Here is an 18640-nt window from a genome sequence, read left to right as displayed (position 1 = left end):
GCGGGATCCCGATGCACGATCGGGACGGCGCAGGGGGAAGGGCCTATGTCGAGCCGATATGATCGCTGGTTCGTTGCCGCCGGCCTGCTGGCGATGGCGAGCCCGTCGATCGCGGCGGGGCGGGACTGGCAGCGCCTGCAGATGCCGAAGGCGGCGGAGGTTCTCGCCCGCTGGAAAAGCCCTCCGCCCGAATATGGGCCCGAGCCCTATTACGGGATCGGTGATGGCGTGACCGACGCGGCGATCGCCGCCGAACTCGATCGGGTGAAGGGGCTGGGGTTTCAGGCGATCACCGTCCAGTGGGGACGGCGGCTGCCTTATCCCTATCTCAGCGCGGATTATTTCGCCTTCTTCAAGCGCTTCGTGGCCGCCGCGAAGCAGCGCGACATGCGGATCTGGATCGTCGACGATGCGGGCTATCCGAGCGGGTTCGCCGGCGGAAAGATCAGCGCGCAGGCGCCGGCGCTGCGGATGAAGGCGCTGGTGAAGGCGGGCGATTGGAGCGTCTCCGGGGGCGGGGCGCTGGATGTCCCCGTGCCCGGGGATCTGATCGCCGTCAGCGCGATCGATCCGGTTTCGGGCGAGAGCCATGCGATCGAACCCCGCGACGGACGGATAGGCTGGCAGGCCCCCGCCGGGCGCACATGGCGCGTCATCGCCGTGGCGCACGCATTCCGGACTTCGCCGACGCGCTCCGATACGAACCCCACGGGCAAGAAGGACGATACCCAGTCGCTCCACGATTATCTCGATCCGGAGGCGACCGCGCGTTACATCGCGGTCACGCACGAAGCCTATCGCGCGGCGGTGGGGGACGAATTCGGCAAGACGATCCTCGGCTTTCGCGGCGACGAACCGGATTATTCGATCAAGGGCAGTCTGCCGTGGACGGGTGCCTTCCTGGCGACGTTCAAAGCGCTGAAGGGATATGATCCGACGGCGGATCTGCCGGCGCTCCTGCTTGATGATGACACGCGGCTGACGGAGCGCCAGACGCTGGTGCGCGCCGATTATTACGACGTCTTCTCGCGGCTGTTCGCGGACACCTTCTTCCAGATGCAGTCGGACTGGTGCGCGCGCTACGGGCTGCAATATCAGGTGCATCTCAATCACGAGGAGCGCCAGATCGAGCTCGGCAAGAGCGAGGGCGATTTCTTCCGATCGATGCGCAGCGTCCAGTCGCCCGGCATCGATGCGATCTGGCACCAGATCTGGACCGACACGGTATCGGATTTTCCGCGGTTCGGGTCGTCGGTCGCGCATCTGAACGGAAGGCCGCAGGCGATGACGGAGAGCTTCGCTGCCTTCCGGCCCACGCCCGAGTTGCCGGTCGCGCGCTACGTGGTGGACGAGCAACTGGTGCGCGGCATCAACCTCTTCGAATTCATGTATATTCCGGGTGGCCGGCCGACGCCGAGTTTCTATGCCGATCCCGATTTTCCGGCGCTGGCCGCCTATACGCGGCGCGCCTCCTATCTGATGTCGATGGGGCGGCCCGATGCGGGCGTCGCCGTGCTGCAGTCGCGCGGCACCGTGTGGATGCGGGATAAGGGCGCGGACGACATGTTCGTCGCCACCGAACGGATGCTGTCCGAAATGCAGGTCGATTATGATCTGGTCGACGAGGATGCGGTCGGGACGACGCTCAAGGCGGGCGGGGGAACGTTCGAGACGGCCAGCGGCAACCGCTACCGCAGCATCATCGTGCCGATGCCGGATCTGATGCCGAAGGCGGTCGTCGATCGATTGCGGACGTTCGCTTCGTCAGGCGGCAGGGTGCTGTTTCTGGGACGGACACCGCCACGGATCACGGAGGGCAGCTATCGCGAGGCGCGACCGGCGCGGCCCGACGAATTTTCGTGGGCGACGGTCGAAACCGGGCGGCTAGCACCGGTGCCGACACCGCCCGACCAGCCGCCCGCAGCACCCCCGCCGCCGCAGATCGTGCCGCCGAAGCTTGCCGCTGCCGTGCGATCGGCCGTCGGGATGGAGGACCTCGAACTGGCATCGCGAAGCACCGCGCTCCGCTACACGCACCGCCAGCTGGCCGATGCGAAAGTCTTCTTCCTGTTCAACGAAAGCGCCGCCCCCCTCGCCTCGACGATCATGCTTCGGGGCGCCGGGCGGAGCGTCCAGAGCTGGGATCCATCGACGGGCGAGGAACGCACCGTGGCCAGCCGCGCCGTGCGCGGCGGCCGCAGCCTGTCGATCGATCTGCCGCGATACGGTTCGCAAATCCTGGTGCTCCGTTAGTCCATCCGGAAAAGAAGGGGGCGGATGCCCGACGATCACAACCGGCGAATGGCCGCCAGAGGCGCCGCGTCATCTGGACCGGCTCGGCTCTCAGGCGTCGGGGCGCAGCCCAGATGCCGCACCGGCCGCTGTCGAGGCTGGACGCCCCCGCCGCGGACGTGTCCGAGCCGGTAACCTGGGCAATGATGGCCCTCGGGTTCGGCTTTTCGGGCGCAGGCTTGCAGTCGCCATGACATCCGAACGTGGAAGCGGCACTGAGCGTCGCTTGGCCGCCGCAATTCCCCTCATCCGTGGATCGGGGAAGCTGTGGTCGGCCACCAGCTTCTCCACCGCAGCTCTACAGTCCGCGTCAGGTTTTTCCCGGCGGATCCTTCGGGGGCGACACGTCCAGATCATCGAACAGTCTGTCTGATGCGCGGGCTGCCCACAGAATGAGGTCAGTTGTCATCGACGGTCGGCTCGTCGCCGACCGCCTCGATGCCATGTCAAATGAAGAATGAGCAAGATAGCTGGGACGTAATCGCTATTTCTGCTCTTGGCGGATAAAGCGACGAGCAGGACGGCGAAAGCCCATTCTCTGCAACTCTGGTTCTCTGTCCGCGAACTGATGTTTCATCGCACCGCCGACATGAATCAGCAGGAGCAAGAGCATCGTCCAGCCGCCGAGCATATGTAGCCGTTCGAGTCGCTCGTGCAGTTTATTCTGTTTAGCCAGGGCGCTGGGCGCCCGGCCGATCTCATTTATGGGCCCGATCATCGGTAACTTGATCAGGTTCCATACCATCGTCGCTTTCCGGGGCGGGGGAGCAAGCTGGCCTTGGGCCGCGGCGTTTGCGATGGCTTGGTGCCTGGCATAGGCCGCACCCGGCGATCCGATCGGTGGGTTGGCCGAAATCATTGCCCAGCCGGTCAAAGGCAGAAGCACCATCGCGGCGTAGAGCAGGAAATGGATAATATGGGCGGCTGTCGCCTCCGCTTTTCTCATCGGGAGGAGGGGCGGTGGCCGGTGGGTCAGTCGCCACAACACGCGGACGGCCGTCAGTGCCAATATCGTGATGCCCGATGAAATATGCCAGACGAAGAAGCCGCGTGGCAAAACGGGCCGTAACAGGCCCGACGCGAGATTGTAGAAAACGGCGAGGGCGATCAGCCAGTGTAGCCACATCGCGACGCGAGTGTAGCGCGCCCCGTCGATCTCGTTCGCAGCCATGGCGCGCCTCTCCTCGTGCGGAGCGCGAGGGTCCGGTGGGGCCGCTCGCTGGTTATGTCCGATCGTTTCCGCCCGACTTTTCCATTCCCGCGTTTATGCGCCGGCCGCCACGATACGTTAGACCCATTGCGAAAAGTCGCATGCAGTGCATCGCTGGCGGACGTAGGCCAACGGCAAGACGGCGTCGTCGGCCGCGGCAGGAGCCGTGGCGCAGCTAGTGATCGGGGCGTGCACCGACGAGAGGCCGGTTCGTCTCGCGCCAGCCGTCCAGACCGTCCGCATACCAGGCGACCGTCCGGTAACCGAGACGACGGAGCTTCCAGCCCGCGTTCCAGCTCATCCAGCAGTCGGCCAGACAGAAAACGACGATCGGGCTACGACGGGATCCTCGGCTGAGGCGATGGAGGCCCCGTTCGAACCAACGATCGATCGCAGGATCGGGCGTCCCCCGGCCGGCCTCCGGGAACCAGTGCGCGCCGGGGATCGTCTCGTGGGGCTCCGAGAGACGCCATTCGCCGGTCTCCGCATCGTGAACGGCGCCCCGCGCGGGCGTCACGTCGATGAACAACGTGCGGCCGTCTGCCAGCCTCCGCGATGCCTCGGCAGTCCCGATGCGCGCGATGCCGGGCGGCCGGGCGGGGACCACGCCACGATAGGCGGTGATGCGATATCCGGTCGCGGGATCGAACAGGGCGGGATCGCGAGGGGCGGGGGCTGCGGGAGGCGCAGGGGCGGGGCCGACGGCCGGCGTCATGAAGGCCAGGAGCAAGGCAGCGATCATCTTCCTCTCCTCCCAAGGTGCCATTGTAGCGGCTGCGGCGTGACGTCAAACCCGTCCCTTGGGAGAAGGACATGGCCGCAAAGGCTTTTCTGCTGGCGCTTCTGTTCGCGACCGGCGCGCAAGCAGCGCCACCAGCCGATCCGCTGGGTTCTCCGAACTGGACGGCGCTGGCGCAGACCTTCTTCGGCGACGACCCGGTGCGCTTCGATCCGCTGCTGATCGTCCATTTTCCGGCCATCGCTGAAAACCAGCGGCAGTTTCCGGTGCAGGTGGATGCGCGCGCCCTGGGCCAGGTGAAGCGGATCCTGATCTTTGCCGACCTCAACCCGATTCCGCTGGCGATCGATTTCGCGCCGGGGCCCCACGCCAGACCCTTCATCGCGACGCGCATCAAGCTCGACCAGCGCACACCCGTCCGCGCCGCGGCGCAACTGGCAGACGGCAGCTGGGCGGCGGCGGGCGGCTGGATCGACGCGGCGGGCGGGGGCTGCTCGGCCCCGCCGGTGAGCCGGGTGAGAGGCGACTGGGCGCAACATCTGGGCGAGGTGCGCGGCCGGGCCATCGCGACGGACGGGGTGGCGCGGGTGCAACTCTCGTTCCGCCATCCGATGGATACAGGCTTCGTCGCCAACATCCCCACATACAATCTGGAGACGGTGACGCTCTCGGATCGCGACGGGAACGAATATGGCATCGTCTCGCTGGAAGCCTCTGTAAGCGAGGATCCCGCGCTGACCCTTCTGGTGGATGCCGCGCCGGGAAGCGTGGTGGCGGTGACGGGACGCGACACGAGCGGGATCGAATATGATGCGCGGTTGCCGGTGACCGCCGCCTCCCCTTCCACCTCCACCCCCGTCGGTGCGGCGCGGCCATGACGCCGAGCCGCCGAACCATCCTGGCGGGGCTGATCGCCGCGCCCTTGGCGGCGGCCCTGCCGGCCTATCGGATCGTGCCGGAGCGGATCGGAGACGGCATCTGGATGATCCACGGCGCTGATGCCCCGATCGAGATGGGCAATGGCGGGGCGATCGCCAACATCACGATCCTGGCGACCGATGCGGGCGCCGTGCTGATCGATTGCGGCCCTTCGCTGCGCTATGGACAGGCGCTGACGCAGGTGGCCGCCACGCTGACCGGAAAGCCGGTGACGCGGGTCTATCTGACGCATCTCCATCCCGATCATATCTATGGCGCGGCGGCGTTCGATCCGGCGATCGTGGCGGCGACCCCGGCGCTGGCAGCCTCGCTGCGGACCGAGGGGCAGGGCTTTGCCGATGGCATGTACCGGCTGCTGGGCGACTGGATGCGCGGCACCGAATTCCGCATGCCGGGCGTGGTCCTGTCCGGCGAAAGCGAGACGATCGGGGGCCGGACCTTCGGCCTGCTGCCGCTGGCAGGCCACAGCGGCGCCGATCTGGCGATCCTCGATCGGGCCACGGGCACGCTGATCGCGGGCGATCTCGTCTTCCACGATCGCGCGCCGAGCACGCCGCACGCCGACGTGCCGATGTGGCTCGCCTCGCTGGCGAGGCTGAAGGCGATCGATCATCGGACGACCGTGCCGGGGCACGGCCCGTTCGATCCGGGACCCGCCAGCGCGATCGACCAGACGCGTGACTGGCTGGAATGGCTGACGGGCGCGCTGCGCGCGGCCGTGCTGGCCGGGATGGACATGGTGGCGGCGGGCGCGATGCCGATCCCCGACCGCTTCGCCCGGATGGCGGCGGCACGCTACGAACTGGAGCGATCGGTGAGTCACCTGTATCCGGCGATCGAGGCCGAATTGCTGCCGCGCATCGACGGACGCGGCTAGGACCGATCCACATTCATGTTCCCGCTCATCCTGAGGCGGGGTCGAGCGAAGCCGAGGGCTCGTCTCGAAGCCTGTCCCGAGCGCCTGCCCTGCAGGTAGTCGCAGGAGGCCGTCCATTTCCGGCTGTTTTTTCAGAAGGAAGGACGGTGCTTCGACAGGCGCGGCACGAACGGGAATGGAGGGACGCGACGATCCGGTGAGAGAGTGAGAGAGGTGGAAGGCTGGGCGTTAGCTCGCCCGGTTGGCGATAAGATGGTCCACCACGCTGGGATCGGCGAGCGTCGAGATGTCGCCCAGCGCGCCGACTTCGCCTTCGGCGATCTTGCGCAGGATGCGGCGCATGATCTTGCCCGAGCGGGTCTTGGGCAGGCCCGGCGCGAACTGGATCGCATCGGGCGCGGCGATCGGGCCGATCTCGCGCCGGACCCAGTCGCGCAGCGTGCGACGCAGATCCTCGGACGGCAACTCGCCCACATTCAGCGTCACATAGGCATAGATTCCCTGGCCCTTCAGCGCATGCGGCATGCCGACCACGGCCGCCTCTGCAACCTGGTGGTGGAGGACGAGCGCGCTTTCCACTTCCGCCGTACCCATTCGGTGGCCGGAGACGTTGATGACGTCGTCCACGCGGCCCGTGATCCACCAATAGCCGTCGGCGTCGCGGCGGGCGCCGTCGCCGGTGAAATAATAGCCCGGATAGGTGGAGAAATAGGCCTGGAAGAAGCGCGCATGATCGTTCCAGACCGTGCACATCTGGCCCGGCCACGATCGCGCGATGACGAGATTGCCATCCGCTGGACCCTTGATCGTCTGGCCGTCGGCGGAGACGAGTTCGGGCTGGATCCCGAACAGCGGCATGGTGGCCGAGCCGCGCTTGAGCGGGATCGCGCCGGGGAGGGGGGCGATCATGCCGCCGCCCGTCTCCGTCTGCCACCACATGTCGATCACGGGGCAGCGGCCTTCGCCCACGACATCATGATACCAGCGCCACGCTTCCGGATTGATCGGTTCGCCGACCGAGCCGAGCAGCCGCAAGGACGAGCGATCGGTGCGCGCGACGGGCTCGTCACCCTCACGCATCAGCGAGCGCAGCACGGTGGGCGCGGTGAACAGGATCTCCACCTTGTGGCGCTCGACGACCTCCCACATGCGCGAGGCCGTCGGCCAGTTGGGAACGCCTTCATACATCAGGGTCGTCGCGCCGTTCGCGAGTGCGCCATAGACGATATAGGTGTGGCCGGTGATCCAGCCGACATCGGCCGCGCACCAGAAGATCTGCCCCGGGCGATAATCGAAACAGGCCTGATGGGTGAGCGCGGCCCACAGGAGGTAGCCGCCCGACGAATGGACGACGCCCTTGGGCTTGCCGGTAGAGCCCGACGTATAAAGGATGAACAGCGGATCGCAGGCGTTCATCGGCTCGGGCGGGCAATCGGGCGGCACGCGGGCGATCACCTCGTCATACCAATGGTCCCGCCCGGCCTGCATCACGACGTCGGGCGCGCCGCCGGTGTCGTTGCCGCTGCGGACGACGAGGACGGCGTGGACGCCCGGACAATGGCGCAGCGCCTCGTTGACATTGACCTTGAGGGGGACGGACTTGCCGCCGCGGCGGCCCTCATCGGCGGTGATGACGATGCCGGCGTCGCTATCCTGGATGCGACCGGCGAGCGCATCGGGCGAGAAGCCGCCGAAGACGACCGAGTGGATCGCGCCGATGCGCGCGCAGGCGAGCATCGCGACGGCCGCTTCCGGAATCATCGGCATGTAGATCGCGACGCGCGCGCCCTTGCCCGCGCCCAGCGCGCGCAGAGCCGCGCCGAGGCGGCAGACGTCTTCGTGAAGCTGGGCATAGGTGATGGCGCGCGGCGCATCGGCGGGATTGTCCGGTTCCCACAGGATCGCGGTCTGGTCGGGCCGCGTGGCGAGATGGCGATCGAGGCAGTTGGCGGCGACGTTCAGCGTGCCGTCCGCGAACCAGCGTATGCCGAAATCCGCTTCGTGGAAGCTGCTTTCGTCCATGCGGGTGGGCGTCTCGATCCAGTCGAGCCGGTGCACCTGATCGCGCCAGAAGCCGTCGGGATCGTGGAGCGAGCGATGATAATCGCGCGCATAGCCAGCGGAATCGTAGAGCGGATCGATCTGGAAGGTGGCCGGGATGGGGATCAGATCGTCAGCCACGCGGCTCAACTCCTCGGGATAGAAAGCGGTCGACGGCGGCGGCCCGCCGCCGACCGGGTGAGGGCTCAGAAGAACAGGATCGCGCCGGTCGCCAGAGCATCGGAATTGGCCTTGTTCGGGCCGTGCGCCGTCGATCGGGTGTGGACATATTCGCTGATGAGCGTGACCCAGGGGGTCAGGCCATAGCGGAGCTGGCCGACATAGGAGCTGTTGTCGTCCAGCAGCAGCGGATTCACCTCGCCCTTGGCCAGGCTCAGGTGGCTGACGCCGTAGCTGCCGGCGATCGTGAACTTGTCGATCGTATAGGCGGCCTGGCCATACCAGCCATTGCTCTTGCGCTTGCGGCCGGCGGCGTCGGTGGAGAGGATGAACAGGCCGGTCGTGCCGATGCCCTTGCCGCCATAATAATAGCCGGTCAGCGTAAAGCCCGCATAGCCGAACTTGGCGCCCGCATCGAAGCCGCTGCCGGTGTAGGACGGGAAACCGGGCAGACCGTCATGCTTCTGCGTGATGCCGCCGACCCACAGATGGCCCGTAAACTTGTCCGCAGTGAAATCGTAGGTCGCCTTGCCCTGGAAGCCCGGCTGCTTGTTCACCTCGTTGTTGCCGATCGTCACCAGCGGCTGGAACGCGCCGACCGACGCCTGGAATCCGCCGATCTTGGGTGTGGTGTAAGTGATCTGCGGCTGGAAATCGGTGTAGATGTAGCCAAGGCCGATCCGGCCGAGCGACGTGTTCGACGGCGCGGCGTTGCCGCCGGTAGAGCCCACGGACAGCAAGGTGATGTCGTTCAGGATCGCTTCCGACGCGAACAGGCCGATATCGCGCCCGATCTTGAACTCGCCCACGTTCGGCTTGCCGAAGGTGAGGTAGGTCTGGCGGAAATCGATGCCGGCGGTGGCCAGCGCCTGCGGCGTGCCGGCCGAATTGGCGCCACCGACGCCGGAGACCGAATTGATGCCGGGATAGAAACCGAAATGCGCGCCGACATCCCAGCCTGCCTGCTGCGTCGTCACGTTGATCTTGAAGAAGCCGGGAAGGAGGCCGTTGCGGATCGACGAACTCTTGGGGCCGGCCGAGGCGAGACCGCCGGCGACCTGGCGATTGGCGGCGGTGTTGCCGCCGCTGTCGTGCACGTAGAAGCCGTTTACCGATCCTGCGAAGGCGATGTTCACGTCGCCCACGCTCATGCCGATGCCCGAATCCATCACGCGGACGAGCTTCTTGTCGTCCAGCGCGCCTGCCGCCGCCTGCTGCGGGGCGGCGCCTTCGGCGCCGGTGGTCGACACGGTCGTCGCGGCGGGCGGGGCTGCCGCCTTGCGCGCCGACAGCGTCTGATATTCCTCCTCACTCAAGATGCCTTTCTCCTTGAGCTTCAGCAGCAGGGCATCGGTCGCGTCCTGCGCCATGGCGGGGCTGGCGACCCCGATCAGACATGCGAGCGCAACGGCGGCGTGAAGCCGCCCCTTCCGGGTCCTCATCCCTTATCTCCCTGTTTCGACGGCCTCTCATGGCCGATTGCGGGGGAGACTGCCCCGGCGGTGTTTTCGCCGAAATTGCACTTTGGATTATTGGACCTTGGGCCATGAGACTTTGGGTCGGAATCGGCTCCCATCCTCCCCACCGCGAATGGGGAGGAGCGGGATCACGGCGCGATCACGACGCCCCAGGGAGCCTTGCCCGCCGGAAGCGTGGCCGTGACCGTGCGTTTCGCGAGATCGACCACCGACACGTCGTTGCTCAGGCCGTTGGCGGTGAAGACGCGCGCGCCGCCCGGCTCGATCGCGACCTGCCAGACGCGCTGGCCGACCGTGACGTAGCCCGTCACCTGATGGCTCGCCACATCCACCAGCGCGATCGCGTTGGCACGGCCGAGCGCCACGATCGCGGTCTTGCCGTCGGCGGTGAACCGGATGCCGACGGGCATCACCTTGTCGGCCGGGACGCCGGGGGGGCGGAAGGCGATCGTCGTCGTCACCGCACGCGTCCGCCCGTCGATCACGCTCACCGTGCCGCCGATCTCGGACGAGACCCAGACCTGTGCGCCGTCACGCGTGAATTCGGCATGGCGCGGGCGGAGGCCGACCTCTGTCTGGGCGACGTCCGTCCTGGTGGCGACGTCGATCCAGTGGACCTGGCTGTCCGTTTCGCTGGTGGAGAGGACATATCTGCCATCGGGCGAGGCGGCCATTCCCTCGGGCTCGACCCCGACCGGGATCTGCCAGGCCACGCTTTTCTTCGCGATGTCTATTGCGGTGACGGCCGCGTCGCGTTCGTTGGCGGCGTACAGGGTGGTGCCGTCGGGCGACAGGGCGAACTGCTCCGGATCCTCACCCGAGGGGAGATTGCCGAGCAGCCGGCCGGTCGCGCGGTCCAGCACCTGCACGGCATTTTCGTCGCTCGCGCAGATGTAGAGCTTCGTGCCGTCCTTCGAGAGAAGGATGCCGCGGGGGCGCTTGCCCACCTCCCACGTCGCGATGGTCTTGAGCGTGGCGGTGTCGATCACCGTGATCGTGTTGCCGCGCTCGTTGGAGACATAGGCCGTCGCCGCCGGCAGCGCGGCGGGCAGGGCCAACGCGAAAGCGGGGACGAGCGTGGGGGCGAGGGCGAAGAAGGTCTTGCGCATGCCGTCACTCTAGACGTCCGACCGCACTCCCGCCTCTAGTCCGAAAGTCCGATGTGGCGCGTATCCCGGCCATCCTACTGTCCGATGCGAAGCGGCGAAGGGTCGCGCTGTATCTGGAGGGTTGCATGAAGGCTGGGGTGAGCACGGTGGCGATGGGGCTCGCGGCGCTGGCGGCGGGGGCATCCATTTCCGGACGGGTGATCGCGCACGGCAATGTCACGCCGCAGGCGGTCGACACCTCCGCGCTGCCCGACATAGGCGAGGAATGGCTGAAGCATAATCCCTATCGGGGCAACGCCACCGCCATCAAGATCGGCGAAGGCGCCTACGGCCAGAATTGCGCGCGCTGCCATGGCCTCGAGGCGATATCGGGCGGGATTGCACCCGATCTGCGCTACCTGGAGGTGGGCGACAGCGGCGACGAATGGTTCATCCAACGCTACCAGCATGGCTCGGCCCGCGACGGGAAGGTCTATATGCCGCCCATGGGCGAGGTGCTGGGCCAGAAGGCTGGCTGGGCGATCCGCGCATGGCTCGAAACCAAGCATACCGACAGCTGATGACGCCCCTGATCACGCGGCGACGGATGATGACGCTGGCCGGTGGCGCGGCCGTGACGATCGCGCTGCCGGCATTCGCCGCGCCGCTGGACAGGGTCATCAAGAACGATGTGCTCTCGATTGCTGTCTATCGCGATTTCGAGCCCTGGTCGTGGCGCGACGGCGATGCGCTGAAGGGCATCGACATCGAGATGGGCGAACTGATCGCGGCCGCGCTGGCGGTGCGGGCGAGCTTCGTGGAGCTGATCCCCGGCGACGATGTGGCGGCCGATCTCCGCAACGCGGTGTGGCGCGGATCGGTGGTCGGCCAGGCGCCCGCCGACGTGATGATGCACGTGCCGATCGATCGGCAACTGGCGCTCGCCAATGATCGCGCGGTTCTGATAGCGCCTTATTATCGCGAGAGCTTCACGATGGCGTGCAACCGCGAGAAGCAGCCGGATTGCGAGATCGCGCCGACCGAGCTGAAGGGCAACCCGCTCGCCGCCGAGATCGACACCATCCCCGATTTCTACCTGTCGAGCGTGGGCGGGGGCGCGCTGCGGCCGAGCGTGAAGCACTTTTCCAACGGCGTGCTGGCGGTGGGCGCGACGGCGGCCGGCGACACTGAGGCCGTCGTCGCGACGCGGGCGCAGATCGAGCACGGGCTGGTGAAGGATCGCGCGCGGCTGGTGGCCCGCAAGGGGCCGCTGCCGATGATGATGTCGCCGGGCTGGAATGTCGGATTGGCCGTGAAGGACGACAGCCGCGATCTGGGCGACAAGCTGGAGGCGGTGGTGACGGCGCTGATCGCCAACGGCAAGATCCCGGCGATCTTCGAACGCTATGGCGTGACCTACCGGCCCGCAGCGGAAAGCTGATTCCCGTCCTGTTCGCGCCGAGCTTGTCGAAGCATGCTCTGAACGCCTGTCTTCCACGCGGTCGAAGGGTGCCGTCCTTCTTGCCGGTAAGAGGAAGGACGGTGCTTCGACAAGCTCGGTGCGAACGGAGAAGGGAATCGGACCCTTCCGAAACCTGAAAAAGACTTCAGACTTGGTCCAAGGTCCAATTGCTCGCCCAGCCCCCGCTTTTAGCATCGCACTCATCCCGATGCGTGCGTCAGTCACGCGGACAACAAGGAGAGGGGACCGATGAAGCGCTTTCCAACTATTGCGGCGCTGGGGGCGCTGACGTCGATGCTGGCATCCTCCGTGATCGCCCAGTCGCCCGCCGGGCCGACCGATGCGGATCTGATGTCATCCGCGACGAACACCGCGTCCGTCCTCACCTATGGCATGGGCCCGAAGGCACAGCGTTTCAGCCCGATCGACCAGATCAATACGACGACCGTCGCCAAGCTCGTTCCGGCCTTTTCGGCTTCGCTCGGCGGCGAGAAGCAGCGCGGGCAGGAAAGCCAGCCGATCGTCTATGACGGCACGATCTACGTCACCGGCTCCTACAGCCGCCTGTTCGCGTTCGACGCCAAGACGGGCGAAGAGAAATGGGAATATAGCGCGCGCCTGCCCGACGGCATCATGCCCTGCTGTGACGTCGTCAATCGCGGCGCCGCGATCTATGGCGACAAGATCATTTTCGCGACGCTGGACGCGCACATGGTCGCGCTCAACCGCAACACCGGCAAGGTGATCTGGAACAAGACGCTGCAGGATTATGCGGCCGGCTATTCGAACACGGCCGCGCCGATGATCGTGAAGGGCAAGGTGATCTACGGCAATTCCGGCGGCGAATTCGGCATCATCGGCAGGGTCGAGGCGCGCGACGTCAACACCGGCGAACTCGTGTGGTCGCGGCCGACGATCGAAGGGAATATGGGCCAGCTGAACGGCAAGGATTCCACCGTCACCGGCAAGACCAACGCCAGCTGGCAGGGCGACCAGTACAAAACGGGCGGCGGCGCGCCGTGGCTGGGCGGCACCTATGATCCCGACACCAACCTCGTCTTCTTCGGTACGGGCAATCCGGCGCCGTGGAACAGCCATCTCCGGCCGGGCGACAATCTCTACACCTCGTCCACACTGGCGATCGATGCCGATACGGGCGAGATCAAGTGGCACTATCAATATACGCCGCACGACGGCTGGGACTTCGACGGCGTCAACGAATTCATTCCCTTCGACGCCAAGGTCGGGGGCAAGATGATGAAGCTGGGCGCGCAGGCCAATCGCAACGGCTATTTCTTCGTGCTGGATCGGACCAACGGCAAGTTCATCCAGGCGACGCCGTTCGTGAACAAGATCACCTGGGCCAAGGGCTATACCAAGGCCGGCCGGCCAATCTTCGACGACAGCAACCGTCCCGGCGCGCCCACCACGGACAAGGGATCGACCGTCTTCTCCGCGCCCGCATTCCTCGGCGCGAAGAACTGGATGCCGATGGCCTATTCGCAGCAGACCGGCTATTTTTACGTGCCCGCCAACGAGTGGGGCATGGACATCTGGAACGAGCCGATCACCTACAAGAAGGGGGCGGCCTATCTGGGCGCGGGCTTCACGATCAAGCCACTCAATCAGGATTATATCGGCGCCCTGCGCGCGGTGGACCCGGCCACCGGCAAGATCATGTGGGAATATAAGAACAAGGCTCCGCTCTGGGGCGGCGTTCTGACCACCGCCGGCGGCCTGGTCTTCACCGGCACCCCCGAAGGCTATCTGAAGGCGTTCGACGCGAAGACCGGCAAGGAATTGTGGAAGTTCAACACCGGATCCGGCGTGGTCGGCTCGCCCGTGACGTGGGAGCAGGATGGCGAGCAATATATCGCGGTCATGTCGGGCTGGGGCGGTGCTGTTCCGCTGTGGGGGGGCGAGGTGGCCAAGGCCGTGCAGCACATCAACCAGGGAGGATCGCTGTGGGTGTTCAAGCTTCCCAAGGCATGACCGCCGCGGTCCCTCCGCCCGGCATCGGCTGGCCTCGCGATCCGGTGCCGGCGCTGGTAGAAGAGAGCATGGCGGAGGCGACATCGGTGGAGCGCGTGCTGATCGCGGACGACCATCCGATGGTGCGGGACGGGCTGCGTTCCGTCATCTCGGTCGCGTTCGACAGTTGCGAAACCTTCGAGGCGGCAACCCTCGACGAGACGATCGCGGTGATCGAGCGCGAGGGCGATTTCGATCTCGTCATGCTCGACGTCAACATGCCTGGGGCGCGCGGCATCAGCGGGCTCGTCACGCTTCGGCGGCGCTTTCCAGCGCTGCCGATCGTGATGGTCTCGGCCGAATGCGAGCGCGACATCGTATCCGCCGCGCTGAGCGCGGGCGCGGCGGGCTTCATCCCGAAATCGCTGAAGCGCGGGGCGATCGTGGAGGCGCTGAAATCGGTTCTGGCCGGCGAAATCTACGTTCCGGCCAATGCCAGCGACGACGGCGAAGGGCAGATCGAGCGGCGGGAGATCATGCGGCGGATCGAACATCTCACGCCCCAGCAGAAAGTGGTGCTCGGGCTGCTGGTGGAGGGCAAGCTGAACAAGCAGATCGCCTATGAACTCGACGTCTCGATGACGACGGTGAAAGCGCACGTCTCGGCGATCCTCGCCAAACTGAATGTGTTCAGCCGAACGCAAGCGGTGATCATGGTCAACAAGGTCGGTTTCGATCGGGGCGCGACCGGGGCGCACTGAGCGACGCGGGATGCCGCTCCGTCGGCGCGGACGGCGGCTGCATTCGGACCGGGCGGGAGCGGCGTGAACGAGCGGCGACCCGGCCGAGGTGGCGTCACGTCATTTGGCAACGGGCCCCGAGGATCGTCATGATGCCGATCCCGCTATGCCGCAGGCCGGCTCAGCAGCGCGCGCAGCTGGGCCGGCTTTACCGGCTTCGTCAGACAGTCGAAGCCGGCCGCGACGAGGCGGTCGCGCAATTCAAGCATGCGATCCGCGGTGATGATGATCGCCGGAATGTCCGCATCGAGACGCGCGCGGACGCGACGGACCGCCTCATCGCCGGTCTTTTCCTGATCGAGATGATAATCGGCCAGGATCAGGTCGGGCTGGACGCCTCCGTCGATCGCCGCCAGCGCGCCGGCATCGTCGCGGACCGCAGTGACGCGGCAGCCCCAGCCGCCCAGCATCGCGGTCATCCCCTCCAGAATGGCGGGTTCGTTATCGATCACGAGCACCGTCTGCTCGGTCGCCGCGCGGCGCCGGGGGAGATCGCGGGGCGCGGGTGCGATCTCCTGCGGCGCCGCGATCGGCAGGGACAAGCGGAAGAGCGAGCCTTCGCCCGGCGCCGAGCGCATGGCGACATGCGCGTCGAGCGTGCGGGCGGCGCGCTGAACGATCGCGAGGCCCAGGCCCATACCGCGGCCCCGATCGCGCCCGTCGTCAAGCCGGCGAAACTCCTCGAAGATCATGGCGTGATGCTCGGCCGCGATACCGATGCCCGTATCGATCACCTCGATCTTCACGCGATCGCCGGCTTTGCGGCACCGCAGCTCGACCTGACCATGCTCGGTATAGCGCAGCGCATTGGAGACGAGATTCTGGATGATGCGACGCACCAGCCGCATATCCGATCGCACCCATAAGGACGTCGCCGGGATCCGCAGCGCGAGGCCGCGCGCACGGGCGACCGGCGCAAATTCGCCGCGCATCGCCCCGAGCAGCTCGGCGAGCGGGAAATCCGCCATATGCGGCACGATCGCGCCGGCATCCAGCTTCGAGATTTCCAGCAGCGCCTCCAGCAGATCCTCGACCGAATCCAGCGCAGAGCCGGTCTGGCGGACGAGCGCGCGCGTAGGCGTCGCCAGGCGCCGCTCGGCAATGGCCGAGACGAACAGCCGCGCGGCGTTGAGAGGCTGGAGCAGATCGTGGCTGGCCGCAGCGAGGAAGCGCGTCTTCGAGAGGTTCGCCTCCTCGGCGGCCGTCTTGGCCCCGCGCAGCGCCGCCTCGGCGGCGAGACGCTCGCTCACTTCGCGCTGCAGCTTGGCATTGACGGCGGCGATGTCGGCGGTCCGCTCCTCGACGCGGCGCTCCAGCGTCTCGGCCGTTCCGCGAAGGGCTTCCTCAGCGGCGAGACGCTCGGTGATGTCCTCGAAACTCATCACCATGCCGCCATCGGCCATGGCGGAGCGGCGCACCTCGATGACATGGCCGCGCGACTGACGGCGCTGCGCGACGATGTCGGGCGATCCGGCCGGAAGCCAGTCCAGCGGGTTGGGATCGCCCAGCGGGCCGTTCAGCCGGCGGCAGGTCTCGACCATGCCAGAATGGGTCGTCACCATCGGCAGGCAATCGTCGGGCAGGCCGATCATCGATAGCAGCGGGCCGTTCGAGGCGATCAGCTGGCGATCGGTATCGTACACCGCCACGCCCAGCCGGATATTGTCGAGCGTCGATTGCAGCACCGCGGTCTTCTGCGCCAGTTCGTGCGCGCGCTGGCGCGCGTCGGCCGCCTTCACGTCCGTGATGTCGGTATAGACGCCGACGATGCCGCCCTCGCTCGTCCGCAGTTCGTTGGCCTGGATCCAGCGGCCGTCGGGCAGGACGTGGATATGCCCGCCCTCGACCACGCCATGCTGTGCCAGCCGCTCCGATACCCAGCGTTCCGGCGCGAGGCGCGCGCCGAGGCTGTCTCCGGTCTCGCCGATCAGATGCACGATCTCGCTGAACGTGATTCCGGGAACAATGCGGTGCGCGACGCTGGGCCACAGGCCGAGATACGTTTCGTTGCACAGGATCAGGCGATCATCGGCATCGAAGATCGCGAAGCCCTCGTTGATGCTGTCGATCGCATCGCGCAGCCGTCGTTCGGCACCGTCGGCCTGCTCCTTGGCAGTGGCGAGCGCCGCATTGGTCGCGGCCAGCTGACCAAGGGCGCGCTCAAGATCCGCCGTGCGGTCGCGAACATGCCCTTCTAGGGCGATGGCCGTCTCGAACAGCGAAAAAGCGTTGCCCTGCAGATCGGTGGAACGCTCGATCCGGTCCATCAGCACCAGATTGATCCGCTCGGCCTTGGCGAGCTTCGCTTCCAACTCGGCGATGCGTTGCTGCTGCAGATTGGGGGCTGGGCGGCTGCTCATCGCCCGATCGCGAGGCCGCTGAAGCTCTGGTTCACATGCAACGCATGGAATTGCTCGCCATAGGTGTTGAAACCGACGACGCGGCGCGCGGCGAAGAGATTTGAGACATCCCGCCGCAACTGGCGTTGGCGCAGATCGACCGAATTCAACACGCAATCGAAGCCGATCACCCGATCGATGCCGCCGACCGCTTCGTCCAGCCGATCGAACAGGCCCTCCAACTCGTGCATCACATCGTGCGCCTCGCCCAACGTGAGGACGACGCCCTCGTCGATCGCGCAATAGAAAGTGAGGCTGCCGTCGGGATTGGCAGACTGGATCGAACGGCAATAATATTCGCCGCCTGCGCGCACCATCGGCGGATGCGAGGCGAACACCTCCGGACCCAGCTCCGCGATCGATACGCCGGCGAGGCGCGCATATTCCTGCGCGGCCGGCTCCGCATTCACCTCGTGAACGATGCGATCGACCGGATCCGCGCCGGTGATCACCATCTTCACCTTGCCGGGCTTGTAATGCTGCGAGCGGAACGCCTGCATCCGATGCGTGGAGGAGAGGATCGCGACCAGCGCCGCGTCACGGCGGAAGGCGCCCTCGTGCAGCACGAAGGTCTCCCGGAAATCCAGCCCGTCGCCGGAGGAGCCACCGATCAGCGGAATCTCGCCGAGCGCATCCTGCACCGTGACGGTCAGCATCTCCTCGCGATGGGACAGGCCATCGACGAGGAACAGCGCGGCGCGGCTGATATCCGGCCCTAGGTGGCGCGAATGCTCGGCCGCGCTCGCGACAAGTTCGCGAACGGCGCGATGCGCGTGCCCGGTATCGAACTGGTCGAGCGCCTCGAAGCGCATCGCGGACATGGCGAAATGCTCGGCCGGAAAACCGATCGCGGTGATCGTGCCCTCGCTGATCCCTTCGGGGCTGATCTCGCCCGAGGAAGTGCAGCCGATCACGGTGATGCCCTCGCTCCGTTCTGAGATGGCATCGGCCACCGCCGCTAGATCGTAGCGGCTGGAGCAAAACAGGATCAGGCCCGCCAGGCTGAGCGGATCAAGTTCACGAAACACGGCCTCGATCGCGCCGACCGGATCGGCCAGATCGGAACTCGCCGCGCGAACGGCGGGCGTGTACGCGTCTTTTCTTCTCTCCACGGCAGGCAGTATGACAGCGCCGCGCGGCCGCGTCATCCATGTCGTGGAGCGCA

14 protein-coding genes are annotated in these 18640 nt (G+C 66.5%); 7 read left to right on the top strand and 7 right to left on the bottom strand.

Annotated features, from left to right (window positions below):
* Positions 1 to 45 precede the first annotated feature (45 nt).
* Positions 46 to 2253 carry a glycosyl hydrolase gene (locus HL653_RS22335; RefSeq protein WP_171746440.1) on the top strand — a complete coding sequence of 736 codons (2208 nt, stop codon included), beginning with the start codon at positions 46 to 48 and terminating at the stop codon, positions 2251 to 2253.
* A gap of 523 nt (positions 2254 to 2776) precedes the next feature.
* Here HL653_RS22335 and HL653_RS22330 read toward each other — a convergent pair.
* A complete protein-coding gene (locus HL653_RS22330; RefSeq protein WP_171746439.1) occupies positions 2777 to 3463 on the bottom strand; it encodes a cytochrome b in 687 nt (228 codons plus the stop codon).
* Between the two features lie 214 nt (positions 3464 to 3677).
* Positions 3678 to 4244: a rhodanese-like domain-containing protein gene (locus HL653_RS22325; RefSeq protein ID WP_253717297.1), complete on the bottom strand. Its 567-nt coding sequence runs from the start codon at positions 4242 to 4244 to the stop codon at positions 3678 to 3680.
* Positions 4245 to 4315: 71 nt separating this feature from the next.
* Between HL653_RS22325 and HL653_RS22320 the strand changes: the two genes are divergently transcribed.
* Both HL653_RS22320 and HL653_RS22315 read left to right on the top strand, forming a co-directional pair.
* Positions 4316 to 5119: a quinoprotein dehydrogenase-associated SoxYZ-like carrier gene (locus HL653_RS22320; protein ID WP_171746438.1), complete on the top strand. Its 804-nt coding sequence runs from the start codon at positions 4316 to 4318 to the stop codon at positions 5117 to 5119.
* Complete coding sequence (locus tag HL653_RS22315; protein ID WP_171746437.1) at positions 5116 to 6057, top strand: quinoprotein relay system zinc metallohydrolase 1; 942 nt, start codon at positions 5116 to 5118, stop codon at positions 6055 to 6057. The genes HL653_RS22320 and HL653_RS22315 overlap by 4 nt, the downstream gene beginning before the upstream one ends.
* Before the next feature lie 228 nt (positions 6058 to 6285).
* On the opposite strand, the gene acs is transcribed toward HL653_RS22315, so the two are convergent.
* The 3 genes from acs to HL653_RS22300 form a co-directional block, all read right to left on the bottom strand.
* The gene (gene acs / locus HL653_RS22310) at positions 6286 to 8238 is read right to left on the bottom strand and encodes an acetate--CoA ligase (protein WP_171746436.1); all 1953 of its coding nucleotides are present in this window, start codon (positions 8236 to 8238) and stop codon (positions 6286 to 6288) included.
* A 65-nt stretch (positions 8239 to 8303) separates the two neighbouring features.
* Positions 8304 to 9719, bottom strand: a complete 1416-nt coding sequence (locus HL653_RS22305; RefSeq protein WP_171746435.1) for a porin — start codon at positions 9717 to 9719, stop codon at positions 8304 to 8306.
* Between the two features lie 164 nt (positions 9720 to 9883).
* On the bottom strand, positions 9884 to 10864 hold the full coding sequence (locus tag HL653_RS22300; RefSeq protein WP_171746434.1) for a PQQ-dependent catabolism-associated beta-propeller protein: 981 nt from the start codon (positions 10862 to 10864) through the stop codon (positions 9884 to 9886).
* 125 nt (positions 10865 to 10989) lie between these two features.
* Between HL653_RS22300 and pedF the strand changes: the two genes are divergently transcribed.
* The 4 genes from pedF to HL653_RS22280 all read left to right on the top strand — a co-directional run bounded on the left by pedF (position 10990) and on the right by HL653_RS22280 (position 15037).
* Positions 10990 to 11424: a cytochrome c-550 PedF gene (gene pedF / locus HL653_RS22295; RefSeq protein WP_171746433.1), complete on the top strand. Its 435-nt coding sequence runs from the start codon at positions 10990 to 10992 to the stop codon at positions 11422 to 11424.
* On the top strand, positions 11424 to 12284 hold the full coding sequence (locus HL653_RS22290; RefSeq protein ID WP_253717292.1) for an ABC transporter substrate-binding protein: 861 nt from the start codon (positions 11424 to 11426) through the stop codon (positions 12282 to 12284). Before pedF ends, HL653_RS22290 begins: the two co-directional genes overlap by 1 nt.
* Positions 12285 to 12599: 315 nt before the next feature.
* Positions 12600 to 14297 (top strand): methanol/ethanol family PQQ-dependent dehydrogenase, encoded by a 1698-nt coding sequence (locus HL653_RS22285; RefSeq protein WP_253718176.1) that lies wholly within the window; start codon positions 12600 to 12602, stop codon positions 14295 to 14297.
* Positions 14294 to 15037, top strand: a complete 744-nt coding sequence (locus tag HL653_RS22280) for a response regulator transcription factor (protein WP_171746431.1) — start codon at positions 14294 to 14296, stop codon at positions 15035 to 15037. Before HL653_RS22285 ends, HL653_RS22280 begins: the two co-directional genes overlap by 4 nt.
* 143 nt (positions 15038 to 15180) lie before the next feature.
* Here the strand turns inward: HL653_RS22280 and HL653_RS22275 are convergent, their stop codons facing one another.
* Complete coding sequence (locus tag HL653_RS22275) at positions 15181 to 17436, bottom strand: NahK/ErcS family hybrid sensor histidine kinase/response regulator (RefSeq protein WP_171746430.1); 2256 nt, start codon at positions 17434 to 17436, stop codon at positions 15181 to 15183.
* On the bottom strand, positions 17433 to 18587 hold the full coding sequence (locus tag HL653_RS22270; protein ID WP_253717290.1) for an FIST N-terminal domain-containing protein: 1155 nt from the start codon (positions 18585 to 18587) through the stop codon (positions 17433 to 17435). Before HL653_RS22270 ends, HL653_RS22275 begins: the two co-directional genes overlap by 4 nt.
* Positions 18588 to 18640: the final 53 nt, after the last annotated feature.

Origin of the sequence: Sphingomonas sp. AP4-R1 (assembly GCF_013113735.1) — a bacterium.
Taxonomy (GTDB): domain Bacteria; phylum Pseudomonadota; class Alphaproteobacteria; order Sphingomonadales; family Sphingomonadaceae; genus Sphingomonas_I.
The sequence above is the reverse complement of the archived record's forward strand: the minus strand, read 5'-3'. Positions and strand labels throughout refer to the sequence as shown.